The 25,167-nt window shown below is 71.2% G+C and carries 16 protein-coding genes and 1 pseudogene; 8 read left to right on the top strand and 9 right to left on the bottom strand.

What is annotated here, in order from left to right; genetic code table 11:
- Positions 1–24 precede the first annotated feature (24 nt).
- Positions 25–492, bottom strand: a complete 468-nt coding sequence (locus PV679_RS01085; RefSeq protein WP_319678249.1) for a DUF2269 family protein — start codon at positions 490–492, stop codon at positions 25–27.
- 380 nt (positions 493–872) lie between these two features.
- On the opposite strand from PV679_RS01085, the pseudogene PV679_RS01080 reads away from it, so the two are divergent.
- Both PV679_RS01080 and PV679_RS01075 read left to right on the top strand, forming a co-directional pair.
- A pseudogene (locus tag PV679_RS01080) lies at positions 873–1,888 on the top strand (GlxA family transcriptional regulator).
- A gap of 107 nt (positions 1,889–1,995) precedes the next feature.
- Positions 1,996–3,813, top strand: coding sequence for a glycoside hydrolase family 3 protein (locus tag PV679_RS01075; protein WP_319678248.1), 1,818 nt, complete (start codon positions 1,996–1,998; stop codon positions 3,811–3,813).
- 277 nt (positions 3,814–4,090) lie between these two features.
- Here the strand turns inward: PV679_RS01075 and PV679_RS01070 are convergent, their stop codons facing one another.
- The 6 genes from PV679_RS01070 to PV679_RS01045 form a co-directional block, all read right to left on the bottom strand.
- Entirely contained in the window at positions 4,091–5,521 is a 1,431-nt protein-coding gene (locus PV679_RS01070; RefSeq protein ID WP_319678247.1) for a S28 family serine protease, read from the bottom strand.
- 124 nt (positions 5,522–5,645) lie between these two features.
- Entirely contained in the window at positions 5,646–6,053 is a 408-nt protein-coding gene (locus PV679_RS01065; protein WP_319678505.1) for a hypothetical protein, read from the bottom strand.
- Between the two features lie 155 nt (positions 6,054–6,208).
- Positions 6,209–10,015, bottom strand: coding sequence for an ABC transporter ATP-binding protein (locus PV679_RS01060; protein WP_319678246.1), 3,807 nt, complete (start codon positions 10,013–10,015; stop codon positions 6,209–6,211).
- A 114-nt stretch (positions 10,016–10,129) separates the two neighbouring features.
- The gene (locus tag PV679_RS01055; RefSeq protein ID WP_319678245.1) at positions 10,130–11,803 is read right to left on the bottom strand and encodes a thiamine pyrophosphate-binding protein; all 1,674 of its coding nucleotides are present in this window, start codon (positions 11,801–11,803) and stop codon (positions 10,130–10,132) included.
- Positions 11,800–12,849, bottom strand: a complete 1,050-nt coding sequence (gene speB / locus PV679_RS01050) for an agmatinase (RefSeq protein ID WP_319678244.1) — start codon at positions 12,847–12,849, stop codon at positions 11,800–11,802. Before speB ends, PV679_RS01055 begins: the two co-directional genes overlap by 4 nt.
- Before the next feature lie 177 nt (positions 12,850–13,026).
- Complete coding sequence (locus PV679_RS01045) at positions 13,027–14,487, bottom strand: sodium:solute symporter (protein WP_319678243.1); 1,461 nt, start codon at positions 14,485–14,487, stop codon at positions 13,027–13,029.
- Positions 14,488–14,665: 178 nt separating this feature from the next.
- Between PV679_RS01045 and PV679_RS01040 the strand changes: the two genes are divergently transcribed.
- Together PV679_RS01040 and PV679_RS01035 are read left to right on the top strand one after the other, a co-directional pair.
- Positions 14,666–16,189, top strand: coding sequence for a PucR family transcriptional regulator (locus tag PV679_RS01040; protein WP_319678242.1), 1,524 nt, complete (start codon positions 14,666–14,668; stop codon positions 16,187–16,189).
- A 175-nt stretch (positions 16,190–16,364) separates the two neighbouring features.
- Complete coding sequence (locus tag PV679_RS01035) at positions 16,365–17,522, top strand: acyl-CoA dehydrogenase family protein (RefSeq protein ID WP_319678241.1); 1,158 nt, start codon at positions 16,365–16,367, stop codon at positions 17,520–17,522.
- Between the two features lie 70 nt (positions 17,523–17,592).
- Here PV679_RS01035 and PV679_RS01030 read toward each other — a convergent pair whose 3' ends face one another.
- Positions 17,593–18,372, bottom strand: a complete 780-nt coding sequence (locus tag PV679_RS01030) for a phosphatase (protein ID WP_319678240.1) — start codon at positions 18,370–18,372, stop codon at positions 17,593–17,595.
- 137 nt (positions 18,373–18,509) lie between these two features.
- Positions 18,510–19,181 (bottom strand): TetR/AcrR family transcriptional regulator, encoded by a 672-nt coding sequence (locus PV679_RS01025; protein WP_319678239.1) that lies wholly within the window; start codon positions 19,179–19,181, stop codon positions 18,510–18,512.
- 99 nt (positions 19,182–19,280) lie between these two features.
- On the opposite strand from PV679_RS01025, the gene PV679_RS01020 reads away from it, so the two are divergent.
- Genes PV679_RS01020 through PV679_RS01005 form a run of 4 tightly spaced genes read left to right on the top strand, consistent with a single transcriptional unit; the run spans position 19,281 to position 25,049 of the window.
- Positions 19,281–20,897, top strand: a complete 1,617-nt coding sequence (locus PV679_RS01020) for a carboxyl transferase domain-containing protein (protein WP_319678238.1) — start codon at positions 19,281–19,283, stop codon at positions 20,895–20,897.
- 8 nt (positions 20,898–20,905) lie between these two features.
- Positions 20,906–22,933 (top strand): biotin carboxylase N-terminal domain-containing protein, encoded by a 2,028-nt coding sequence (locus PV679_RS01015; RefSeq protein WP_319678237.1) that lies wholly within the window; start codon positions 20,906–20,908, stop codon positions 22,931–22,933.
- Positions 22,930–23,865, top strand: a complete 936-nt coding sequence (locus PV679_RS01010; RefSeq protein ID WP_319678236.1) for a hydroxymethylglutaryl-CoA lyase — start codon at positions 22,930–22,932, stop codon at positions 23,863–23,865. Before PV679_RS01015 ends, PV679_RS01010 begins: the two co-directional genes overlap by 4 nt.
- Positions 23,866–23,873: 8 nt before the next feature.
- Positions 23,874–25,049 (top strand): acyl-CoA dehydrogenase family protein, encoded by a 1,176-nt coding sequence (locus PV679_RS01005; RefSeq protein ID WP_319678235.1) that lies wholly within the window; start codon positions 23,874–23,876, stop codon positions 25,047–25,049.
- Positions 25,050–25,167: the final 118 nt, after the last annotated feature.

Raw genomic sequence — 25,167 nt, 5'->3', positions numbered from 1 at the left:
CGCGCCGCTGTCGCGAGCCCGTCGTCACGCGCCGGTGGTCGAACCGGGTCTTACGATCATCAGGACGGTGACCGTGGCCCACAGGATGTTGAAGAGGCCCGTGTACATGGCGAGCCGGGCCGTCGCCTTGGCCGGCACCGGCTCCGCCGCCGCACCCGCGACCTCCAGCAACGCGCTCTGGCGCGGCAGGATCAGCGCCGCCAGGATCACCGCGGCACCTGCCGTCAGCACCATCGAGACGATCAGCCAGGTGTCGCCCAGGACCCCCATCTCGTTCGCCGTGGCGAGGCCGAAGACGGGAACGGCCACGCCGACCACGGCGTAGACCTGGCAGATACGGTGCAGCGTCCCGATGCTCGCCCGGGCCTCGGCGGCGTCGGCGCCTGATCCGGCGCGGCGGACCGCCGCCGGGAACATGCTGGCCGCCACCGTCACCGGACCGATCGCGATGACCGCCGCGAGGACATGGACGGCGAGGAGGAACTTCGTCATCTCAGCGGCCGCCCGTCGGAAGCGGAGCCGTCGGAAGCGGAGCCGTCGGCGGCCGGCCGGTTCCGGTCGGGCCGAAGCCGTCGGACAACACGATCTGCGCGGGCACGCGGCACCAGTCCTTCTCCTGCATACGGGTCGAGGACGCCCGGAAGGAGCGCCGAGGCTGACGCTAGCGAGCGCGCCGGGTCCTCAGTAGTGGCTGGATTGCCAGCTCTCAACGGATTCTCGCCAACCGTCGTGCATCACCTCTGAGCTGCGACAACCTGTCTTCGGCCGGCCGGACACGCACTCCGGCGCCTTGGCAGCGGTCCGAGGTCGTCCGGCTTGTCGCCACGCACACCGCCGCTCGCCGGTGCCGGAAGAGGCATTAGCTTGGCGCCATGCACACCCTCGCCGTCCTCGCGCTCGACGGAGTCATCGCCTTCGATCTCGCCACCCCGATCGAGGTCTTCTCCCGCACCCGGCTCCCCGACGGCCGCACGCCCTATCGGGTCCGGATCTGCGCGGCGAACGGGGAGGTCGACGCCGGAGCGTTTGTCCTGCGGGCGCCGTGGGGCCTGGAGGCCCTCGCCGAGGCCGACACGATCGTGCTGCCCGGCCTGGCGGACCCCACCGCTCCGGTCCCGGACGAGGTCCTCGACGCGCTGCGCCGGGCCGCCGCCGACGGCGCCCGTATCGCCTCGATCTGCGCCGGTGCCTTCGTCTTCGCCGCCACGGGACTGCTGGACGGGCTGCGGGCCACCACACACTGGGTCGCCGCTCCTCAACTGGCCGAGCTGTATCCGGCCGTCGAGGTGGATCCCGATGTGCTCTATGTGGACAACGGACAGTTTCTGACGTCCGCGGGCGCCGCCGCCGGACTCGATCTCTGTCTGCATATGATCCGGCGCGACCATGGCTCGGCGGTGGCCGCCGACGCGGCCCGGCTGTCCGTGATGCCTCTCGAACGGGACGGCGGCCAGGCCCAGTCATCGTCCACCAGCAGCCGCCCGCGCCACGCGGTTCGCTGCTGGAGCCGCTGCTGCGCTGGCTGGAGGAGAACGCGGAGCGGGATCTGACGCTCGATGACATCGCCGACCGGGCGGGCATGAGCACCCGTACTCTCAACCGCCGGTTCCGCGAACAGACCGGCACCACGCCTCTCCAGTGGCTGCACCGGGTCAGGATCCGCCAGGCGCAGTATCTGCTGGAGACGACGGCGCACCCGGTCGACCGGATCGCCGCGCGGGTCGGATTCGGCTCCACCACCGCCTTCCGCGACCGCTTCAAACGCCTCGTCGGGACAAGCCCGCACGCCTACCGGCACGCGTTCCGCGGGACGCCGGCGGCCGGGCTCCGGCGGTCCGACATCACGGCAGACCCTCTTGACTGGCAGTTACTTTCCAGATATCCGTGAGCCTTTGGAAGTTTCCTTCACCCGCTCCGCTCCCCTCGCCCACCTGTCTCTCTGACCTCTCGCGTTTCCTTCGACCTCCCCACAGCGCACGGCCGGAAGGAGCACCAGTGCACGACCGGATCATCTCCAGGCGCGCTCTCCTCACCGCAACCGCCGTAGCGGCGGCGGCTGTCACCGCCGTCCCGTCAGCCACCGTCCCCGCGTCCGCCGCCTCCTCGCCCCGCGACCGGCTCCGCCGGCTCATCTCCCGTATGAGCCTGGAGGAGAAGGTCGGCCAGCTCTTCGTCATGCGGGTGTACGGCCACTCCGCCACCGAGCCGGACCAGGCCGACATCGACGCCAACCTCGCCGAGATCGGTGTGCGCACGGCCGCCGAGCTGATCGCCACCTACCATGTCGGCGGCATCATCTACTTCGCCTGGGCGCACAACACCCGCGACCCGCACCAGATCGCCGCTCTTTCCAACGGCATCCAGCGAGCGGGCCTGGCCCAGGACACTCCCGTCCCGCTGCTGATCTCCACCGACCAGGAGCACGGCATCGTCGCCCGGGTCGGCAAGCCCGCCACGCTGCTGCCCGGCGCGATGGCGCTCGGCGCGTCCCGCTCGCCCGCCGATGTCCGCGAAGCCGCGCGGATCGCCGGCGCCGAACTGGCCGCCATGGGCATCAACCAGAACTACGCGCCCGACGCCGACGTCAATGTCAATCCCGCCAATCCCGTCATCGGCGTCCGCTCCTTCGGAGCCGATCCGGTGGCCGTCGCCGGCCTGGTCGCCGCGCAGGTCGGCGGCTACCAGAGCGCCGGAATCGCCACCGCCGCCAAACACTTCCCGGGCCACGGCGACACCAAGGACGACAGCCACTACGCCCTGCCGACCATCCACCACACCACCGAGCAGTGGACCGAGCTGGACGCGCCTCCGTTCAAGGCGGCGATCGAAGCCGGTATCACCTCGATCATGACCGCCCATATCGTCGTCCCGGCCCTTGATCCGAGTGAGGACCCGGCGACCCTCTCGTATCCCATCGTCACCGGCGTACTGCGCGAGCGGCTCGGCTACGACGGCGTCGTGATCACCGACGCGCTCACCATGGAGGGTGTACGGCAGAAGTACGGCGACGACCGCGTCCCCGTGCTGGCGCTCAAGGCGGGCGTGGACCAGCTCCTCGATCCGCCGGACCTCCGCGTCGCCTGGAACGCCGTCCTGGCGGCGGTGCGGAGCGGCGAGATCAGCGAGCGGCGCGTCGAACAGTCCGTCCTGCGCGTCCTCGCGCTCAAGGAGCGCCTCGGCCTGTTCCGCGATCCGTACGTCACCCGGCGGGACGTGGACCGTACGGTCGGCACCCGGGCGCATCTCGCCGCCGCCGACCGGATCGCCGACCGGACCACGACCCTGCTCGTCAACAAGGACGGACTGCTGCCACTGAACCATCGCCGGGAGCGGAATCTGCTGGTCGTCGGCGCCGATCCGGCCTCACCCTCCGGGACCACCGGGCCGCCGACCGGCGTCCTCGCCACCGCGCTGACGGAGCTGGGCTTCAGCGCCACGGCCCTGTCCACCGGTACGGCCCCGACGGCGGCGGGGATCGACGCGGCGGTGGCGGCGGCGCGCGGCAAGGACGCCGTCGTCGTCGCCACGTACAACGTCTCGGCCACCAGCTCACAGCTCACGCTGGTCGGCGCGCTGCTGGCGAGCGGAGTGCCGGTCGTCACGGTCGCCATCCGCAATCCGTACGACATCGCGCGGCTGCCCGGTGTCAGGGCGTCCCTCGCCGCGTACTCCTGGACGGATGTCGAACTGCGCGCGGCGGCACGAGTGATCGCGGGCCGGGTCCGGCCGCGGGGCCGGCTGCCGGTGCCGGTGCAGCGCGCGGACGATCCGGCTCAGGTGCTGTACCCGATCGGCCACGGCCTCACCTATTAGGCCCTGTCTGACACATCCCGCCTGGCCTGCGACGCCTGGCACGCACGCTCACCGCGTTGTCGGAGTCATCCGAGTACCTCCAGTACACGGATGATCCTCCGCCTTGGGATCGCACGCACCCGACGTCGCGGGCCCCGCCCTCCGGGCGGACGGCGCTATGTGTCAGACACGTCCCAGGCGCGTCGCGAAAGCCCCCGGGCCGGGTCCGCCATGAGTGAAGGCGGACCCGGCCCGAGGGCTTACCGGACAGCTTGTCCGGCGGGCCGTGGCCGGGAGGCTACGGCCGCAGCGACGGCTCCCGCTCCAGCTTCCGCTGGTCGAGCCTGGCGTCGAACGCCGCCAGCGGCTTGGCCTTCGCCTCGTCCTTCTGTACGGCCGCCGGAGCGACGCCCGCCCAGTCCAGGATCCGGGCCGTGGCCTTCGCCGACTGCTCCGGAGAGAGGCCCGCGACATTGGAGCCGTGGTTGCCGCCCGGTACGACATACACATAGCTGTCGCGCGCGCCGTGGCCGAGGCGGAAGGGCTCCGCACCCCACGGGTCGTTCTGCCCGTAGACGAACAGCATCCGCTCCGCGTGGTGCTGGACCCAGTTGTCGACGTCCGGCATCTCCCGCGGATCGAACGTCATGGGGATGTCACGCGGTACGAAGTTGCGCGGCGGCTGGTAGCCGTAGCGGCTCAGCTTGCCCAGGTGCGGCTGCTTGATGTCGGGCGAGCCCAGCTCCGTGCCCGCCTGGTAGTAGTACGGCGTGTAGGTCTCCAGGCCCTGGTCCGTGTAGGCGGAGAAGCCGGAGATCGCGTCGATGGTGTCGTAGATCTCCTGGTCGGAGACGGTGGCCGCCGGGATGCTGTCGCAGTCCGCGAGCAGGCTGTACTGCCAGAAGGCCCAGACGAAGTCGAGGACCACGGCCTCGTACGCCTTGTCCAGCGTGCCGACCGTGTCGAAGGTCGCGCCATTGGCGTCGGCCCACTCCCGGTAGGTCTTCTCCAGCGGCTCGCGCCGGATCAGCGCCTCGCGCTGCACCGCGTTGAGCTTGTCGCGGCACTCCTTGGTGCCGACGCGCTCGAAGAACCGGTCGTACGCCGAGTCCTCTTTGTTCACCACGTCGTTGGGCGCCACGTACGCGACGACACCGTCCATGTCGCGCGGATAGAAACGCTCGAAGTAGGTGGCGGTCATGCCGCCCTTCGAACCACCCGTCGAGAGCCACTTCTTGGAGTAGATCTTCTTCAGCGCGCCGAAGATCCGGTGCTGGTCGCTGGCCGCCTGCCAGATGTCCAGCTTCGACCAGTCCGCGGGCTGCGGCCGGGACGGATTGAAGAAGCGGTATTCCATCGAGACCTGGTTGCCGTCCACGATCCGGGTCGGCTCACTGCGGCTCGGATTGGTGGAGACGTTGTAGCCGCCGGTGAAGAACACCGTCGGCCGGCTGGTGTCCTTGTGCAGCAGCGTGACGCGCTGCTGGAAGGTGCCCCTGGCGGGGTGACGGTGGTCGACCGGCTGCGTGTAGTTGAGGACGAAGTAGCGGTAACCCTCGTACGGCTTCTCCTGGATCAGGCTCATCCCCGGGATCGCGAGGATTCGGTCCTTGATGTCGGTGGCGGTCTGGTGATCCGCACTCCGGTCGGCGGCGGTGGCCGCACCGGCCGTGGCCACCGTGCCTATGACCAGCACGAGCGACAACAGCCATCTCAGCGCCTTGCGCATTCACACTCCCTGTGTTCATGACAGACGCCGTGAACCTAGCGGGGCAACACCCGTACCGCCAGCCCCGGCTCCTGTCAGCACCAGACCGTGAGCACAGGAACACCGGCACACCGGCACAGGACCGTCAGCACAGGATCCAGCCGGTCGACCTCTGTTCGCCCAAGATCGCACCGGTGGCCCGTACACAACGGTTCAAGGCGTGCACCGTGACCGGACCCGCCCGGTGAGCGAAGCTTCCACCGCCGCCGACCGGATGGCCACCGCGCGGCTGGAGACGGACGGACATGGCACGCCTCGCTCCGGGGTCCTTGGCGACGGTCAGCGCGCACACATAGTGGCGGGCCTTGTAGATCCGCAGCTCACCGGCGGCGAAGCTGAGCGTCTCGCGAGGCCGTCCGGAGCAGACGGACGCGGCCTCGGCCGCCGGAGCGCCGGGGCCGGTCAGGACCAGCGCGACCGCGGCGATCAGCACGGCCAGACAGTGCGACAGCAGTCTTCCGGTTCCGCCGCTCGCGCCGCTCCCGGCGCTCATGCCCGTGCCGCTGCCGGTACGGACTTGAGCCCCGGCCCGAACCTCTCCGAACACACGCGCCCCCTACGTCCACCCGGGTGTACATGCGTACGACGCGTGGGACGGCAGGACGGTTGCGGTACGGACACGCTCTCGCGTCCCGCACGCCACACCTGTCACAGCACCGCGGCGCGCTCCTCCTTGTCCTCGCCGATAAAACTCCGCCACAGCCGGGTGTACCGGCCGTCCAGCGCCAGCAGTTCGTCGTGCGTGCCGTCCTCCACGACCCGGCCGTGGTCCATCACGACCACCCGGTCCGCGCGGGCCGCCGTGGTCAGCCGGTGCGCGACCACCAGGGTCGTACGGCGTCCCGCCAGCCGGTCGGTGGCCTGGTTGACCAGGGCCTCGCTGGCCAGGTCCAGTGCGGCGGTCGCCTCGTCGAGCAGCAGGATGTCCGGATCGACCAGCTCGGCGCGCGCCAGCGCGATCAACTGCCGCTGGCCCGCGGAGAGATTGCGGCCGCGCTCGGCGACCTCGTGCAGATAACCGCCGTCCAGCGTGGCGATCATCTCGTGCGCGCCGACCGCGCGGGCCGCGGCCTCCACCTCCGCGTCGCTCGCCTCGGGCCGCCCGTACGCGATGGCGTCCCGGACGGTACCGGCGAAGAGATACGCCTCCTGCGGCACGACTCCGAGCCGGTGCCGATAGGCCGTCAGGTCCAGCTCGCGCAGATCGGTGCCGTCCGCGGTGACCCGGCCGCCGGTCGGATCGTAGAACCGCGCGACCAGCTTCACCAGCGTGGACTTGCCGGCTCCGGTCTCGCCGACGAAGGCGACGGTCTGGCCCGCCGGTATCCGCAGGTCGACGCCGGTGAGTGCGGCCTCTCCGGCGCCCTCGCCCTCTCCGTCGTACGCGAAGCGCACATCCTCGAAGGCGATCTCGCCGCGCAGGGACAGCACGTCCAGCGGCTCCTCCGGAGCGGCCGTCGAGGTCGGCTCCCGCAGCAGCTCCTGGATCCGGCCGAGCGAGACGGTCGCCTGCTGATAGCCGTCGAAGACCTGCGAGAGCTGCTGCACGGGAGCGAAGAACAGATCGATGTAGAGGAGATACGCCACCAGCGCGCCGGTGGTCAGCGTCCCGGCCTCCACCCGTCCCGCGCCGACGATCAGCACGGCCGCCGCCGCGACCGACGAGAGAAGCTGGACAAAGGGGAAGTAGACCGAGATCAGCCACTGGCCGCGCACCCGGGCCGAGCGGTAGTGGTCGCTGCGTGCGGCGAAGCGCTCGGCGCCGTCCCTCTCGCGCCGGAACGCCTGCACGATCCGCAGCCCGGACACGGACTCCTGAAGGTCGGCGTTGACCACGCTGATGCGCTCGCGGGCCAGTTCGTACGCCCGCACGCTCCTGCGGCGGAAGAAGTAGGTGCCGACGACGAGGACCGGCAGGGTCGCGAAGACCACCAGCGCGAGCTGTATGTCGATGACCAGCAGCACGGCCAGAATGCCGAAGAACGTGACCACGGAGACGAACGCGGTGACGAGACCGGTCTGGAGGAAGGTGGACAGCGCGTCCACGTCCGTGGTCATCCGGGTCATGATGCGGCCGGTCAGCTCACGCTCGTAGTAGTCGAGTCCGAGCCGCTGAAGCTGCGCGAAGATCTTCAGGCGCAGCGCGTAGAGGACACGTTCGCCGGTGCGGCCCGTCTTCCGGGTCTCGCCGATCTGCGCCAGCCACTGGACGAGCACCACCAGCAGCCCCAGCGAGGCGGCCACCCACACCGCGCCGAGCGCGAGCTGTTCGACACCCTCGTCGATACCGTGCCGGATGAGGACCGGCAGCAGCAGTCCCATGCCCGCGTCGACGGCGACGAACAGCAGGCTGACGAGCAGCGGCAGGCCGAAGCCGCGCAGCAGCCGGCGCAGCCCGTACGACTTCTCGGCGGCGACGGCGCGCGCCTCGTCGATCCCGGGGACATCGGTGGCCGGCGGGAGCGCCTCCACCTGCGCGAGCAGTTCGGGTGTCGCGCCGGGAGCGGCGGATTCGGCCGTGGCCGCCTCGTCGCGTTCCCACAGGGCGGGAGTGATGCCGCGCTCGGCGTCGAACTCGGCGTCGATCTCCTCCTGGAGAGTGCGGTCGTCCTCCAGGGATTCGGCCAGCGACTCCGCCAGGGACTCGGTCAGAGGTGTGCCCCGGGTCTCGGCCAGGGCCTCGGCCGGTGCTCCGGCGGCCGGGCCCGCGCCGGGCGAGACGCCGGCGCCCAGCGCGTCCGGATCGGTCAGCAGCCGCCGGTAGAGGGCCGACCGCTGCTGGAGCTCCTCGTGAGTACCGATGTCGGCGAGCCGTCCGCCGTCCAGTACGGCGATCCGGTCGGCCAGCCCGAGGGTGGAGCGGCGGTGCGCGATGAGCAGGGTCGTACGACCGGCCATCACGCCGCGCAGCGCCTCATGGATCTCGTGCTCCACGCGCGCGTCGACGGCCGAGGTGGCGTCGTCGAGAAGGAGCAGCCGGGGATCGGTGAGAATCGCCCTGGCCAGCGCGATGCGCTGGCGCTGGCCGCCGGAGAGCGTCAGGCCCTGCTCTCCCACCTTGGTGTCGTAGCCGAGCGGCAGCTCGCTGATGAAGCCGTGGGCCTGCGCGGCGCGGGTGGCCCGGAGGATCTCCTCCTCGGTGGCGTCCGGCTTTCCGTAGGCGACATTGGCGCGGACGGTGTCGGAGAAGAGGAAGCTGTCCTCCGGCACGAGGCCGATGGCCGCCCGCAGCGAGCCGAGGGTCAGCTCGCGTACGTCGTGGCCGCCGACGAGGACCGCGCCGTGCGACACGTCGTAGAAGCGCGGCAGCAGCAGCGAGACGGTGGATTTGCCGCTGCCGGACGATCCGACGACGGCGACGGTCTCGCCGGGCCGTATCTCCAGGGAGAAGCCGTCGAGGACGGACCGCCCGTCGTCGTAGGAGAAGGAGACGTCGTCGAACTCGACCGATGCCTCGGCGTCCGCCGGCAGCTCCTTCGTCCCGTCGCGCAGGGTCGGCTCGGTGTCGATCAGCTCCAGCACGCGCTCCACACCGGCCCGCGCCTGCTGGCCGATGGTCAGCACCATCGCGAGCATCCTGACCGGTCCCACGAGCTGGGCGAGATAGGTGGAGAAGGCGACGAACGTGCCGAGGGTGATCTGTCCTCGCGTGGCCAGCCAGCCGCCGAGCGCGAGCATCGCGACCTGTCCGAGCGCCGGTACGGCCTGGAGCGCGGGCGTATAGCGGGCATTGAGACGTATGGTGCGCAGCCGCCCCGCGAACAGCTTGCGGCCGGCCTCACGGAGCTTTCCGGTCTCCTGGTCCTCCTGCCCGAAGCCCTTGACGACACGTACGCCGGAGACGGCGCCGTCGACGACACCGGCGACCGTGGCGGCCTGCGACTGCGCGTACCAGGTGGCCGGATGCAACTTGGTGCGGCTGCGGCGGGCGATGAACCAGACGGCGGGAGCGACGGCCAGGGCTATCAGGGTGAGCGGCGGCGACAGCCAGGCCATGATCCCGAGCGAGATCAGGAACAGCAGGACGTTGCCGATGGTCATCGGCAGCATGAAGAGCAGGCCCTGGATGAGCTGGAGGTCACTGGTGGCGCGCCCGATGACCTGTCCGGTGGACAGCTTGTCCTGCCGCCGTCCGTCGAGGCGGGAGATCGTGCCGTACATCTCGGTACGGAGGTCGTGCTGGACGTCGAGGGCGAGCCGCCCGCCGTAGTAGCGGCGGACGAACGTCGTGACGTACACCGCCAGCGCGGCGAGTACGAGCAGGCCGGTCCAGAGGAAGAGGGAGCGGTCACCGCCGTCGATGACATCGTCGATGACCACCTTGGTGATCAGTGGGACGAGCGCCATCACCGCCATACCGGCGAGCGAGGACCCGAGCGCGAGCACCACATTGCGCCGGTACCGCCACGCGTACCCGGACAGACGTCGTGCCCAGCCGTGTTCCGCTGCCGCCACTGATGCCTCCCGATCGTCCTGATCTGCCGGAAGGCACCAACGCGGGCGACCGCGGATTTCATCCCTCCGCAACAAATCCGGCTCCGGTGCGGGCCCGGCCGCCGTCCCGGGCCGTCACAGATGGGTCGGCGCGAACATCCGGAGCAGCGCCGGCAGCACCACCACCGAAGGTCCCGGGCCGGCGAGGGACCGGGCGAGGTCCTCGCGCAGGGATTCCGGAGTCGTACGGACCGCGGGGACGCCGAAGGACTCGGCGAGGGCCACGAAGTCGGGCCGGGCCAGCTCCGTGCCGGTGGCCTCGCCGAAGGCGTCGTTCATGTACTCGCGCAGGATGCCGTAGCCGCCGTCGTCGACGATCAGCCACGTGACCGGCAGGTCGTACTGGCGGGCGGTGGCCAGCTCCGCGATCGAGTACATCGCGCCGCCGTCGCCCGAGACGGCGAGGACGGGCTTCGTCCGATCGGCCGCGGCCGCTCCGAGCGCGGCCGGGAAGCCGTAGCCGAGGCCGCCCGCGCCCTGCGCCGAATGCATCGGGCCCGGCCAGGCCGACCAGGCCCAGTAGGCGAGGATCGTCATGTCCCAGAAGCTCGGAGACGCGGCGGGCAGCGCCTCGCGGACGGCGGCCAGCACCTGCCGCTCCAGAGTGAGACCCTGGGCGTCGATACGCTCCCGTACCTTCGCCAGCAGCGTCCGGACCGTCTCGGCCACCGCCGGATCGCGGCGCTCGGCCACCGACTCCAGCAGCGCGGACAGCGCGATCCTGGCGTCGGCGTGGATGCCCAGGGCGGGATGGTTGGATTCCAGCTTGCCGAGATCCGCCTCGATCTGGATCACCCGGCCGCGCGGTGTGAACGTGTGGTAATTCGACGACAGCTCGCCGAGCCCCGAGCCGACGACCAGCAGGACGTCCGCGTCCTCCAGGAAGTCGGTGGTGTGGCGGTCCTCCAGCCAGGACTGGAGGGCCAGCGGATGCTCCCACGGGAACGCGCCCTTGCCGCCGAAGGTGGTGACGACCGGCGCGTCCAGCTTCTCGGCGAGCGCGCGCAGCTTGCCGGAGGCGTCCGCGCGGACGACACCGCCGCCCGCGATGATCACCGGTCGGGTGGCATGCGACAGCGCGTGCGCCGCGACGGCGATCAGTTCGGGACGCGGCGGCAGCTCGCGCGGACTCGCGTCCATCGCCATGACGACCGGCAGCGTGGTCTCCGCCAGCAGGACGTCCTGCGGAATCTCCACCCAGACCGGGCCGTGCGGCGCGGTGAGCGCGGACTCCCAGGCGGCGGCGATGGCGGACGGGATCTGTGAGGCGGCACGGACGGTGTGGACGGACTTCACGATGTCGCGGAAGGACGCCTGCTGGTCGCGCAGTTCGTGCAGATAGCCGTGCCGGCCGCCGCCGAGGCCCGCGGCCGGCACCTGGCTGGAGATGGCCAGCACCGGCGCGGACGCGGCGGCGGCCTCCTGGAGCGCGGCCAGCGAGGTGAGCGCGCCGGGGCCGGTGGAGAGCAGCAGTGTGGCGACCTCGCCGGTGACCCGGCCGTACGCGTCGGCGGCGAAGCCCGCGTTGTTCTCGACGCGCAGCCCGACATAGGCCAGATCGGACCGGCGCAGGGCGTCGAACATACCGAGAGCGTGCTGGCCGGGCAGCCCGAAGACCGTGGTGGCGCCGAGGCCGCGCAGCGTCTCGACGACAAGATCACCGCCGCTCCGGCCCGCCGGCGGCGCGAGGGCACCCGCCGTCTGCTCCGGCGTGAGCCGCGGAGTCTCGTGGTCGTGGTCGTGAGTCACTTGGCTCCGGCCTCCGAACCGCGCGCCCGCGAACCCCGCGCCTCCACCGCCGCCGATCTCGCCTCCGCGATCTGGCGGGACATGATCGTCGTCAGCTCGTACGCCGTGTGGGACGCGGCGACCGAGGTGATCTCGGCGTGGTCGTACGCCGGAGCGACCTCGACGACATCCGCCGAGACCAGCCGGCAGGAAGCCAGTCCGCGCACGATTTCGAGGAGTTCGCGCGAGGTCAGCCCGCCGGCCTCCGGAGTGCCCGTGCCGGGCGCGTGCGCCGGGTCGAGCACATCGATGTCGACGGAGATGTACAGCGGACGGTCTCCGACGCGCTGCCGTAGCTGGTCGGTCACCTCGTCCACACCGCGGCGCATGACATCGGCGGAGGTGACGATGCCGAAGCCCATCTTCGCGTCGTCGTCGAGGTCCTTCTTGCCGTACAGCGGACCGCGTGTGCCGACATGCGAGAGCGCCTCCGTGTCCAGGATGCCTTCCTCGACGGCGCGGCGGAACGGCGTGCCATGGGTGTACGCCGCGCCGAAGTAGGTGTCCCAGGTGTCCAGATGGGCGTCGAAGTGGAGCAGTGCGACCGGACCGTGCTTCTTCGCCACGGAGCGCAGCAGCGGCAGCGCGATCGTATGGTCGCCGCCGAGAGTCATCAGACGGGCACCGGTCCCGAGCAGACCGTCGGCCGCGGCCTCGATCGTCTCGACGGCCTCGATGATGTCGAACGGATTGGCGGCGATGTCTCCCGCGTCCGCGACCTGCGCGAGCGCGAACGGCGAGGCGTCCTGCGCCGGGTTGTAGGGCCGCAGCAGGCGCGAGGCCTCACGGATCGCGTTGCCGCCGAAGCGCGCTCCCGGCCGGTACGAGACGCCCGCGTCGAAGGGCACTCCGACCACGGCGACATCGGTGGTGCCGACCTCGTCGAGCCGGGGCAGCCGCGCGAAGGTGGCCGGTCCCGCGTACCGAGGGATACGGGACGAGTCGACGGGTCCGCGCGGCCCGCCGTCCGGGCCGGTCGGCGGGGTCTCGTGTCCGTTGCTGCTCATCGTCGGGCCTCTCCGGTGTTACTCATGCGGCTCTGTGTTATTCATGCGGCTCTGTGTCGCTCTGCGAAGCTCTGTGCCGCTCCGTGTCACTCTGCGAAGCACTGTGCCGCTCTGCCAAGCTCTGTGTCGCTCTGTCAAGAATGGACCGGCCCACTGACAGCGGGCCGGTCCGGGGATCTATGCCACGGGAACGCCGGCCTCGGCGGTGGCCGCCTCCGCCGGCTCTCCGGCGAGGCGCCGGCGCCAGGCGGCCAGCACCTCCTCGTCCGTGGGCCTGGTGGCCAGGCTGACGACCAGATACGCAGCCAGCGAGGCGAGCAGTCCGTAGTAGATGGGCTCGTTGGCGAGGATGCCGTACGCCGCCATCAGTCCGATGACGGTCCCGCCTCCGACGATCACGGCGGCCAGCGCGCCGTACACCGTGCCGCGCTTCCACAGCAGCCCGCCGATGATCGGCACCAGCAGGCCGCCCACCAGCAGGTTGTAGGCGACGGTCAGCGCCTCGACGACGTTGTTCAGCGCGATGGCTATAGCGACCACTCCCACTCCCATGATCAGGATGAAGAGCCGGTTGCCTCTGACCTCGTCGCCCTCGCCGTCGCGGCGGCCGGCGCCGCACAGCCGCGACCAGATGTCGTTGTTGGCGACGGTCGCGCAGGCGATCAGCGCACCCGACGAGGTCGACATCACGGCCGCGAGTGCGGCGGCCAGCACCAGTCCTCGTACGCCCATGGGCAGTTCCTGCTTGACGATCGTCGCGAAAGCGTCGTCCGCGCTCGCGAGATCCGGATACAGCACCTTGGCCGCCGTCCCGATGACGGCGCCGGCGAGCGCGTAGGCCAGACAGTACGTACCGGCGACGGTGCCGCCCCAGCGCGCGACCTTGTCACCGCGCGCGGTGAACACCCGCTGCCAGATGTCCTGTCCGATCAGCATGCCGAAGGTGTAGATCAGCACATAGGTGAAGATCGTCTCGCCGCCGATGCCGAGCGGCGCGAAATAGTCGTCGGGCAGCCGGGCCCTCATCTCGCCGAAGCCGCCCGCCTTCACGACCGCGATGGGCAGCAGAAGCAGCAGCACACCGATCGTCTTGACGACGAACTGCACCATGTCGGTGAGCGTGATGGACCACATGCCGCCGAGCGCCGAGTACGCGACGACGATCGCGCCGCCCAGGACGATCGCGACGGTCCGGTGCAGATCGAAGAGGACGTCGAAGATGGTGGCGTACGCGATGGTCGACGTGACCGCGAGCATCAGCGTGTACGCCCACATCACGATGCCCGAGATGACACCGGCCCGGCCGCCGTACCGCAGATCGAGCATCTCGGAGACCGTGTAGACCTTCAGCCGGGCGATCCGCGCGGAGAAGAAGACCGAGAGCGCCAGCAGCCCGAGGCCGATGGTGAAGACCATCCAGGCGCCGGACAGACCGTGTGTGTAGCCGAGACCGACACCGCCGATCGTCGAGGCGCCGCCGAGGACGATCGCGGCCATCGTGCCGGAATACATCCAGGGCCCGAGCCTGCGTCCCGCGACCAGGAACTCGCTCTTGGACCTGGCGCGGCGCATGCCCCACCAGCCCACGGCGAGCATCCCCGCCAGGTAGACGACGATCACCGCGTAGTCCACAGCCATGGGCTTCCTCCGCTTCGTCCGATGTGCCGCGCCGTCCCATGAACCGCGCCGTCCGCGCCGTCCCATGAACCGCGCCGCGTCGACGGGCTCTTGTTGGGAGTCGACGGTAGGTGGCCGGAAAGCAACCATGAAGTGTACGTTTCATCCATTCTCCGCACCGACGATGGATGGACCGTCCATGCCGGACCCCACGGCTTCCCAGCCGACCCCGCCCACTCCGCCGATCCCGCTGGCCGCGCTGCTCGCGGACACGCGTCTCGGGCTGCGCCGGATCGCGGGGCCGTCGGACGACGGAGCCGAGGCGGCCGGGTCGACGGCGGTGCACTGGGTGCACACCTCGGAGATGGCGGACCCGTATCCGTATCTGCTCGGCGGCGAGCTGCTGCTGACCGCCGGTGTGCAGCTCACCGACGCGCACGCGGACACCTACGCGGCGCGGGTGGTCGAGGCGGGCGCGGCGGCGCTCGGTTTCGGAGTGACCCCGGTGTACGACACCGTGCCGGCCGCCCTGGTCGAGGCGTGCGACCGGCATGGCCTGCCGCTGCTGGAGGTCCCGCCGCGCACACCGTTCACGGCGGTCGCGCGCGGTGTGTGGCGGCTGATGGCGGAGGCACGCCACCGCGAGCTGCGCCGGGTGACTCAGGCACAGCAGGGCCTGGCCGCCGCCGCGGCACGCCAGGATCCGGTGCCCTCGGTGCTGCGCCAGCTCGCGGTGCGGCTCGGCGGACACGTGGTCCTGTTCGCACCGGACGGCACGGAACTGCACGCGACGGGCCGCGCGCCGGCCCCGGCGGCCCGTACCGCGCTCGCACGCCTGGCCGGAGTGGTGACCCCGGCACCGCGCGCCGCGCCGTCCGGGGCCACCGGCGTCGGCCGTGTCGGTGGCGGAGGCTCGACCGCTCCCGCCTCCGCCACCGACACGGCCGACGGCGGCCGGCTCGCCGCCTTCGCGCTCGGCGGCGGCCAGGGACTGGTCCTCGGCGTCGCCACCGAAGGCCGGGAGGCCGGCGACCACACCATCACCGGCATCGCCGTCGTCCTGCTGTCGCTGCTGACCACGCCGCACCAGGGCGCGCCCGAGGCCGGCCGCTCGGCCGCGCTGGTCCGGCTGCTCCTCGGAGCCTCGCCCGAGGAGACCGCGCCACTGCTCGGGCCGGGACCCTGGACGGTGGTCCACGCGCGTGGCGGCGGCACACCTTTCGCCGCGGGAGCGCTGGCGGCGGCCCTGGGCAGCTCGCTCTTCGAGACGGACGGCGGCTCGGTCCGCGTTCTCACCGACCGCGGGGTCACGCCGCAGCCCGGCTGGACACTCGGCGTCAGCGGGCCGGCCGCGCCGGCGGAACTGGCCGCCGCCGACACCCGCGCGGCACGCGCGCTGCGCCGCGCCGAGGCCACTCGCGCGGATCTCGTACGGCATCGCGAGACGGCGGCCGGGACCGGACTCGACGGCCTGTTCGACGCCGATGAGGCGGCGTCCCACGCCCGCGCCAGGCTGGCGCCACTCGCCGGCTCACCCGCGCTGGTCGAGACGCTCCGCGCCTGGCTCTCGCTGCACGGTGGCTGGGACCGTACGGCGGTGGCGCTGGCCGTCCACCGCAATACCGTCCGCCAGCGGATCGCCCGCTGCGCGGCCCTGCTGGACGCCGATCTGGACGACGCCGACGTACGGATGGAGCTGTGGTTCGCGCTGCGCCGGGTGTGACGCGCGCGACCGCTCCGCGCTCTCCGGGCCCCTGGACACTCTTGCGAACCGCCGGGTAACTTACTCCTGAGCAAGCGCTTAGATTCACTGCCGTAGCCATCATCCGAGCAACCCCGATGGCGAGCGACCACCTCCGTGGGAGCGGCGGCGGTCCAGCCGCAAAGGAGCCCGCGTCGTGCGCCGTACCGTTTACAACGAGGACCACGAGGCGTTCCGGGAGACCATCCGCGCCTTCATCGAGGCCGAGGTCGTCCCTGTCTACGACGAGTGGTACGCGGCGGGCCAGGCACCGCGCGACTTCTACTACAAGCTCGGCGAGCTGGGCATCTTCGGGATCGAGGTGCCGGAGGAGTACGGCGGCGCGGGCGAGGAGTCGTTCAAGTTCCAGGCGGTCATCTCCGAGGAGTCGGCCCGCGCCGGTGTCTCCTTCGGCGGCTCCGGCGTCCATGTCGCGCTCTGCCTGCCGTATCTGAAGGCGTACGCCACCGACGAGCAGAAGAAGCGCTGGCTGCCCGACTTCGTCAGCGGCCGCAGCATGTACGCGATAGCCATGACCGAGCCGGGCACCGGTTCCGATCTGGCCGGGATGAAGACCACCGCCAGGCTCTCCGAGGACGGCACGCACTACGTCCTGAACGGCGCCAAGACCTTCATCACCGGCGGTGTCCACGCGGACCGTGTCATCGTCTGCGCCCGCACCGCCGCTCCGACGCCGGAGGACCGCCGCTTCGGCATCTCCCTGCTGGTCGTGGACACCACGTCCGAGGGATACGCGGTCGGCCGCAAGCTCGACAAGCTGGGCCTGAAGACCTCCGACACCGCCGAGCTGTCCTTCACCGATGTCAAGGTCCCGGTCGGGGACCTGCTCGGCGAGGAGAACAAGGGCTTCTCCTACCTCGGCCAGAATCTGCCGCAGGAGCGTCTGGGCATCGCCGTCGGCGCCTACGCGCAGGCCGCCGCCGCGGTCCGGTTCGCGCAGAACTACGTGCGGGAGCGGACCGTCTTCGGCAAGACCGTCGCGTCCTTCCAGAACACCAAGTTCGAGCTGGCCGCCTGCAAGGCCGAGGTGGACGCGGCCGAGGCCGTCGTCGACCGCGCGCTGGAGGCCCATGACCTGGGCGAGCTGACCGCCGCCGAGGCCGCCTCCGCGAAGCTCTTCACCACCGAGGTCGCGCACCGCGTCATCGACAAGTGCCTTCAGCTCCACGGCGGCTACGGCTATATGAACGAGTACCCGATCGCCCGGCTGTACGCGGACAACCGCGTCAACCGGATCTACGGCGGCACCAGCGAGGTCATGAAGATGATCATCGCCAAGTCGATGGGCCTGTAGGACCGGGCGGCCCGGCCGGACGTCCCGGGACGGGCCGCGCCGGGCACGGACCGGGCCTGCCGGCCGCGCGTCAGCTCAGGCCCGCCTGGTCCAGCAGATACGCCGTCATCGGGTCGTAGAAGCGCGGGTCCGTGACATGGTCGTCCAACGGGACCGTGACCTCCAGGGTGCCTTCCGCCTCGGCGAGGAAGAGCGCGGGGTCGTTGCTGTCCGCGTAGCCCACGGCGTCCAGCCCGCGCTGTCCGGCGCAGCCCGCCCAGCCGTGGTCCGCGACCACCAGATCCGGCTGTGGTCGGCCCTCGCGCTCCAGACCGTCCAGGATCGCCCGCATGGGCTCCGGCGAGTGGGTGTGCCAGAGAGTGGCACCGCGCTCCAGCATCGCCACATCGGCGAACTGGAAGACCATGCCCTCGTCCGCCGTGAGCCCGCCGGGGATCCGTACGATCTCGCAGCCCGCGGCCCGCAGGGCGTCCGCGGTCTGCCGGTGGACGTCCAGCAGCCCACCCGGGTGACCGGTCGCGAACAGCACGCGCTGCCGGCCCGACGCGGCCTTGCGCAGCCTGGCCGCCATCCGCTCCAGTGCGGCGACGGTCAGCTCGGGATCAATGGTGTCCTGGCCGGCGCGGTGGTCCGGGTCGTCGCTGACCCCGCACCGCTCGGCCATCACGGCGAGCACATCCTGCTCGTCGGTCCAGCGGTCTCCCAGCTCCAGGCCCAGCCAGTAGTGGCGGTCGCCGTTGGCGAGCTTGCGGTAGTGGGAGAGGTTGTTGTCACGGGGCGTGGCGACATCTCCGGCGATGCGGCTACGGACGAGATGGTCGACGAGCGCGGCTCTGGTCGGTATCGGCATGAGCCCATTGTGCCGTCAGGTGTACGCGCCGTGCCGCTCGTCCCGGTCGCCGGACGGGTCCCGGAGCGATCCCGGGCCTCCCGGCGCGTGGCGAGCCCGCCGGGCAGCCGTCCCCGCCGTCACCGGTGTATCCGGCGTCACACGGGCCCGGCCGCGTCGCTCCCGGTCATGTCGCTTCCTTCGCTCCCGTGGGTGGAACGGCCGCCGCTTCCGTCTCCGAGCGCCGCGAAGGCGCCGTGCGCGAGCCGGCGCAGCAAGGACTCCATCGCCGCGCGGCCCGGCAGACCGCTGCCGTACGAGCCGAGGTGCGGCGTCGAGTTCAGGAGGCCGAAGACGGCGTGCACGGCGCCGCGCGCCTGCGACTCCGGCACCTCCGGATACAGCTCCCGCACCACCGCGACCCAGAGCTCCACATACTGCCGCTGGAGCTGCCGCACCAGCTTGCGGTCGCTGTCCCTGAGCCGGTCCAGCTCCCGGTCGTGCAGCGTGATCAGCGGCCGGTCGTCCAGAGCGAAGTCGATGTGTCCGTCGATCAGTGAGGCCAGCACGGCGGCCGGATCGCCGGCCGCTCCCGCGCCGCGCACCCGCAGTCTTCCGCCGTCCAGCAGCCGGCCGCTGATGCCGACCAGCAGCTCCGCGAGCATCGCGTCCTTGCCCGCGAAATGGCGGTAGAGACCCGGCCCGCTGATACCGACGGCCGCCCCTATCTCATCGACGCCGACCCCGTGGAACCCGCGCTCCGCGAAGAGGCGGGCGGCCTCGCTGAGGATCTGCTCGCGGCGGGTCGGGGCCGCGGTCCTGGTGCTCATGAGAAATCATTCTAGACAGGGCCGTTAGCGGTCGTTAACCTGGAAGCGATGACGTTAACGCTCACTAACTCAGCGAGCCCGGCGAGGGAGCTACGAGCTATGCGGCAGGCACCAGTGCTGGCGAGCGCCGCCGATCCGGCGTCCGAGGCCTGGCGGGCCAACGAGGCGGCGCACGAGGAGCTGGCCGGCGGTCTGCGGGCCCGGCTGGCCGCGGCGCGCCTCGGCGGCGGCGAGAAGGCCCGCGCCCGGCACACGGCGCGCGGGAAGCTGCTGCCGCGCGACCGCGTGGACACGCTCCTCGATCCCGGCTCGCCCTTCCTTGAGCTGGCACCGCTGGCGGCCGAAGGGATGTACGGAGGCTCGGCGCCGGCCGCCGGAGTGATCGCCGGGATCGGCCGGGTCAGCGGCCGCGAGGTGGTGATCGTCGCCAATGACGCCACGGTCAAGGGCGGCACGTACTACCCGATGACGGTGAAGAAACATCTCCGCGCCCAGGAGGTGGCCCTGGAGAACCGCCTCCCGTGCCTGTATCTCGTGGACTCGGGCGGCGCCTTCCTGCCGATGCAGGACGAGGTCTTCCCCGACCGGGACCACTTCGGGCGGATCTTCTACAACCAGGCCCGGATGTCCGGCGCCGGCATCCCGCAGATCGCCGCCGTGCTCGGTTCCTGCACGGCGGGCGGGGCCTATGTCCCGGCGATGAGCGACGAGGCGGTGATCGTGCGCGGCCAGGGCACGATCTTCCTCGGCGGCCCGCCGCTGGTGAAGGCGGCGACCGGCGAGGTCGTCACGGCCGAGGAGCTGGGCGGCGGCGAGGTCCACTCCCGGACGTCCGGAGTCACCGACCATCTCGCGGAGGACGACGCGCACGCCCTGCGGATCGTCAGGACCATCGTCTCCACTCTGCCCGCGCGAGGCGCGCTGCCCTGGTCCGTGGAGCCGGTCGAGGAGCCCAAGGTCGATCCCGCCGGGCTGTACGGCGCGGTGCCGGTCGACTCCCGTACTCCCTACGACGTCCGTGAGGTCATCGCACGGCTGGTCGACGGCTCGCGGTTCGCGGAGTTCAAGGCCGAGTTCGGTACGACGCTGGTCACCGGATTCGCCCGGGTGCACGGCCATCCGGTCGGCATCGTCGCCAACAACGGCATCCTGTTCTCCGAATCCGCCCAGAAGGGCGCGCACTTCATCGAGCTGTGCGACCAGCGCGGCATCCCGCTCCTCTTCCTCCAGAACATCTCCGGCTTCATGGTCGGACGGGCCTACGAGGCGGGCGGCATCGCCAAGCACGGCGCGAAGATGGTGACGGCCGTGGCCTGCGCGCGTGTGCCGAAGCTGACCGTGGTGGTCGGCGGTTCGTACGGCGCGGGCAACTACTCCATGTGCGGGCGCGCCTACTCCCCGCGCTTCCTCTGGATGTGGCCCAACGCCAAGATCTCGGTGATGGGCGGCGAACAGGCCGCCTCCGTGCTGGCGACCGTCAAGCGCGACCAGATCGAGGGCCGCGGCGACGAGTGGGCGCCGGCGGACGAGGAGTCCTTCAAGGATCCGATCCGCGCCCAGTACGAGACCCAGGGCAACGCCTACTACGCGACCGCGCGGCTGTGGGACGACGGCGTGATCGATCCGCTGGAGACCCGTCAGGTGGTGGGCCTGGCCCTGACCGCGTGTGCCAACGCCCCGCTGGGTGAGCCCGGCTACGGCGTCTTCCGGATGTGAGGGTGGGAATGTTCGACACGGTTCTGATCGCCAACCGCGGCGAGATCGCGGTCCGCGTCATCCGCACCCTGCGGGCGCTGGGCGTGCGCTCGGTCGCGGTCTTCAGCGACGCGGACGCGGACGCCCGGCATGTACGGGAGGCCGACACAGCGGTACGGATCGGGCCGGCGGCGGCCGCGGAGAGCTATCTCTCCGTCGACCGGCTGCTGGCCGCGGCCGCCCGGACCGGCGCGCAGGCGGTGCACCCGGGCTATGGCTTCCTCGCGGAGAACGCCGCCTTCGCGCGGGCCTGTGCGGACGCGGGCCTGGTCTTCATCGGGCCGCCCGCCGACGCCATCGATCTGATGGGCGACAAGATCCGCGCCAAGGAGACGGTGCGGACGGCCGGAGTCCCGGTCGTCCCCGGGTCCTCCGGCAGCGGGCTGAGCGATGCCCAACTGGCCGCCGCGGCGGTGGAGATCGGTATGCCGGTGCTGCTGAAGCCCTCGGCGGGCGGCGGTGGCAAGGGCATGCGGCTGGTGCGTGCCGAGGCCCTTCTCGCCGAGGAGATCGCGGCGGCCCGCCGGGAGGCGCGGTCCTCCTTCGGCGACGACACGCTGCTCGTCGAGCGCTGGGTGGACCGTCCGCGCCATATCGAGATCCAGGTCCTCGCGGACGGCCACGGCGATGTGGTGCATCTCGGCGAGCGCGAGTGCTCGCTCCAGCGCCGCCATCAGAAGATCATCGAGGAGGCTCCCTCCGTCCTGCTGGACGAGGCGACCCGGTCGGCGATGGGCGAGGCGGCGGTGCGGGCGGCGCGCTCCTGCGGCTACACGGGCGCGGGGACGGTCGAGTTCATCGTCCCGGGCCGCGACCCCTCGTCGTACTTCTTCATGGAGATGAACACCCGCCTCCAGGTCGAGCATCCGGTGACGGAGCTGATCACCGGCCTGGATCTGGTGGAGTGGCAGCTCCGCGTGGCCTCCGGCGAGCGGCTGCCCTTCGCCCAGGCCGACATCACGCTCACCGGACACGCGGTCGAGGCCCGGGTCTGCGCCGAGGACCCGGCGCGCGGCTTCCTTCCCTCGGGCGGTACGGTCCTCGCGCTGCGCGAGCCGGAGGGCGACGGCGTACGGACGGACTCGGGGCTCAGTGAGGGCACCGAGGTCGGCAGCGCGTACGACCCGATGCTCTCCAAGGTCATCGCCTACGCTCCGGACCGCGCCACGGCCCTGCGCAAGCTCCGCGCCGCTCTCGCGGAGACGGTCACGCTCGGAGTCCCGACGAACGCCGGCTTCCTCCGCCGTCTGCTGGCCCATCCGGCGGTGATCGCGGGCGAGCTGGACACGGGCCTGGTCGAGCGCGAGGCGGCGGGCCTGCTGGACGACGCGGTCCCGGCCGAGGTCTACGCGGCGGCGGCCGCGGTCCGCCAGGCGGAGCTCCGGCCGCCTCTCGCGGCGGGCTGGCTGGACCCGTTCTCCGTACCGAGCGGCTGGCGCCTCGGCGGCGAGCCCGTCGCCGTACGGCATCCGCTGCGGGTGGCGGGACACGAACCGGTGACGCGGGAAGTGCGGCGGCGGGACCGGTTCCGTGTGGAGCCCACCCGTGTCACGGTCACCGTGGACGGTGTGACGCACACCTTCCACCGGGCCGGTACCTGGCTCGGCAGGGACGGCGAGAGCTGGAACGTACAGGACCACGACCCGGTCGAGGCCGCTCTGCTCGGCGCCGCCGGCCTGACCGGCGTGGACTCGCTGACCGCGCCCATGCCGGGGACCGTCACCGTGGTCAAGGTGGCCAAGGGAGACAAGGTGACGGCCGGTCAGAGCCTGCTGGTCGTCGAGGCGATGAAGATGGAGCACGTCATCTCCGCGCCGCACGACGGCACCGTCACCGAGCTGGATGTGACGCCTGGTTCCACCGTCGCCATGGACCAGATACTGGCGGTCGTCGCCCCGGCGGACACCGCCCGGGAGACCCGTCCGGACACCGCCCGGGAGACCCGTCCGGAGACCGGCCCGGAGACCGTCCGGGAGACCGCTCAGGAGGCGTCATGACCGACGGACTGCCCATGGCCGTGCCCGCGCAGGGCCTGCCGCCCCGGGTCCGTATCCATGAAGTGGGCGCGCGCGACGGGCTGCAGAACGAGCGGACCGTCGTACCGACCGAGACCAAGGCGGAGTTCATCCACCGGCTCGCCGGCGCCGGACTGACCACCATCGAGGCCACCAGCTTCGTACACCCGAAATGGGTGCCGCAACTGGCCGACGCCGAGGCGCTGTTCCCGATGCTGGACGGAGTGGAGGCGGACCTTCCCGTCCTCGTGCCGAACGCCCGCGGGCTCGACCGCGCCATCGCTCTCGGCGCTCGCCGTATCGCCGTGTTCGGCAGCGCCACCGAGTCGTTCGCCAAGGCCAATCTCAACCGGACGGTGGACGAGTCACTCGCCATGTTCGAGCCGGTCGTCGCCAGGGCCCGCGACAACAAGATCCATGTCCGCGGCTATCTCTCCATGTGCTTCGGCGACCCCTGGGAAGGACCCGTCCCGGTCCACCAGGTCGTCCGCGTCGCCAAGGCTCTGATGGATCTGGGCTGTGACGAGCTGAGCCTCGGCGACACCATCGGCGTCGCCACGCCCGGACATGTGCAGACCCTGCTCGCCGAGCTGAACGAGGAAGGCGTGCCGACCAATGCCATCGGCGTGCACTTCCACGACACCTACGGCCAGGCCCTCGCCAACACCCTCGCCGCGCTCCAGCACGGAGTGACCACCGTGGACGCCTCCGCCGGCGGCCTCGGCGGCTGCCCGTACGCGAGGAGCGCCACCGGAAACCTCGCCACCGAAGACCTCGTGTGGATGCTCAACGGCCTCGGTGTGGAAACCGGCGTCGATCTCGGCCGGCTCACCGCCACCAGCGTCTGGCTGGCCGAACGGCTGGGCCGCCCCAGCCCTTCCCGTACCGTCCGAGCCCTCTCCCACAAGGAGTGACCTCCGCCATGTCCCTGGACCACCGGCTCTCCGCCGAGCACGAAGAACTGCGCCGCACCGTCGCGGAGTTCGCCCGCGATGTCGTCGCGCCCAAGATCGGGGACTTCTACGAGCGGCACGAGTTCCCGTACGAGATCGTCCGTGAGATGGGCCGGATGGGCCTGTTCGGCCTGCCCTTCCCGGAGGAGTACGGCGGTATGGGCGGCGACTATCTCGCGCTCGGTATCGCCCTCGAAGAGCTGGCCCGGGTGGACTCCTCGGTGGCGATCACCTTGGAGGCGGGGGTCTCGCTGGGTGCCATGCCCGTCTACCGCTTCGGTACGGAGGAGCAGAAGCGGGAGTGGCTGCCCCGGCTCTGCTCGGGCGAGCTGCTCGGCGCGTTCGGCCTGACCGAGCCCGACTGCGGTTCGGACGCCGGCGGCACCCGCACCACCGCCGTGCGGGACGGCGACGAGTGGGTGATCAACGGCACGAAGTGCTTCATCACCAACTCCGGGACGGACATCACGGGCCTGGTCACGGTCACGGCCGTGACCGGCCGCAAGGCGGCGTCCGATTCCTCCGGCGGGCGGCCGGAGATCTCCTCGATCATCGTCCCGTCCGGCACTCCCGGCTTCACGGTCGCCGCACCGTACTCCAAGGTCGGCTGGAACGCGTCGGACACCCGCGAGCTCTCCTTCTCGGACGTACGGGTCCCGCTGGCGAATCTGCTCGGCGAGGAGGGACGCGGCTACGCCCAGTTCCTGCGCATCCTCGACGAGGGCCGTATCGCGATCTCCGCGCTGGCGACGGGCCTGGCCCAGGGCTGTGTGGACGAGTCGGTGGCGTACGCGAAGGAGAGGCACGCCTTCGGACGGCCGATCGGCGACAACCAGGCGATCCAGTTCAAGATCGCCGACATGGAGATGCGCGCCCATATGGCGAGGATCGGCTGGCGGGACGCGGCCTCCCGGCTCACTCACGGCGAACCGTTCAAGAAGGAGGCGGCGCTGGCGAAGCTGTACTCGTCGACGATCGCGGTGGACAACGCCCGTGAGGCCACTCAGATCCATGGCGGCTACGGCTTTATGAACGAGTATCCGGTGGCCAGGATGTGGCGCGACTCCAAGATCCTGGAGATCGGTGAGGGCACCAGCGAGGTCCAGCGGATGCTGATCGCACGGGAACTGGGCCTGACGGGCTGAGGCCGGTCCGGTCGATCATCGCGACGGCCGGAGCGGAAGGCTGCGAGCGAGGCGGGTGGGTCTTACGGGCCCGCGCGGTCGCCACCAGGCCCGCTTCGGCGACCGGCGCGCACAGGGC

Source organism: Streptomyces sp. AK02-01A (assembly GCF_033795305.1).
Lineage (GTDB): Bacteria > Actinomycetota > Actinomycetes > Streptomycetales > Streptomycetaceae > Streptomyces.
This window is presented reverse-complemented; position numbering and strand designations above follow the sequence as displayed.

Excerpts from the sequence above, each read along its gene's own strand:
- PV679_RS01020 (WP_319678238.1), top strand. The coding sequence starts at position 19,281 with ATGCGGCAGGCACCAGTGCTGGCGAGCGCCGCCGATCCGGCGTCCGAG.
- PV679_RS01025 (WP_319678239.1), bottom strand. The coding sequence starts at position 19,181 with ATGAGCACCAGGACCGCGGCCCCGACCCGCCGCGAGCAGATCCTCAGC.
- PV679_RS01010 (WP_319678236.1), top strand. The coding sequence starts at position 22,930 with ATGACCGACGGACTGCCCATGGCCGTGCCCGCGCAGGGCCTGCCGCCC.
- PV679_RS01085 (WP_319678249.1), bottom strand. The coding sequence starts at position 492 with ATGACGAAGTTCCTCCTCGCCGTCCATGTCCTCGCGGCGGTCATCGCG.
- PV679_RS01070 (WP_319678247.1), bottom strand. The coding sequence starts at position 5,521 with ATGCGCAAGGCGCTGAGATGGCTGTTGTCGCTCGTGCTGGTCATAGGC.
- speB (WP_319678244.1), bottom strand. The coding sequence starts at position 12,849 with ATGAGCAGCAACGGACACGAGACCCCGCCGACCGGCCCGGACGGCGGG.
- PV679_RS01065 (WP_319678505.1), bottom strand. The coding sequence starts at position 6,053 with ATGAGCGCCGGGAGCGGCGCGAGCGGCGGAACCGGAAGACTGCTGTCG.
- PV679_RS01040 (WP_319678242.1), top strand. The coding sequence starts at position 14,666 with ATGCCGGACCCCACGGCTTCCCAGCCGACCCCGCCCACTCCGCCGATC.
- PV679_RS01045 (WP_319678243.1), bottom strand. The coding sequence starts at position 14,487 with ATGGCTGTGGACTACGCGGTGATCGTCGTCTACCTGGCGGGGATGCTC.
- PV679_RS01005 (WP_319678235.1), top strand. The coding sequence starts at position 23,874 with ATGTCCCTGGACCACCGGCTCTCCGCCGAGCACGAAGAACTGCGCCGC.
- PV679_RS01015 (WP_319678237.1), top strand. The coding sequence starts at position 20,906 with ATGTTCGACACGGTTCTGATCGCCAACCGCGGCGAGATCGCGGTCCGC.
- PV679_RS01030 (WP_319678240.1), bottom strand. The coding sequence starts at position 18,372 with ATGCCGATACCGACCAGAGCCGCGCTCGTCGACCATCTCGTCCGTAGC.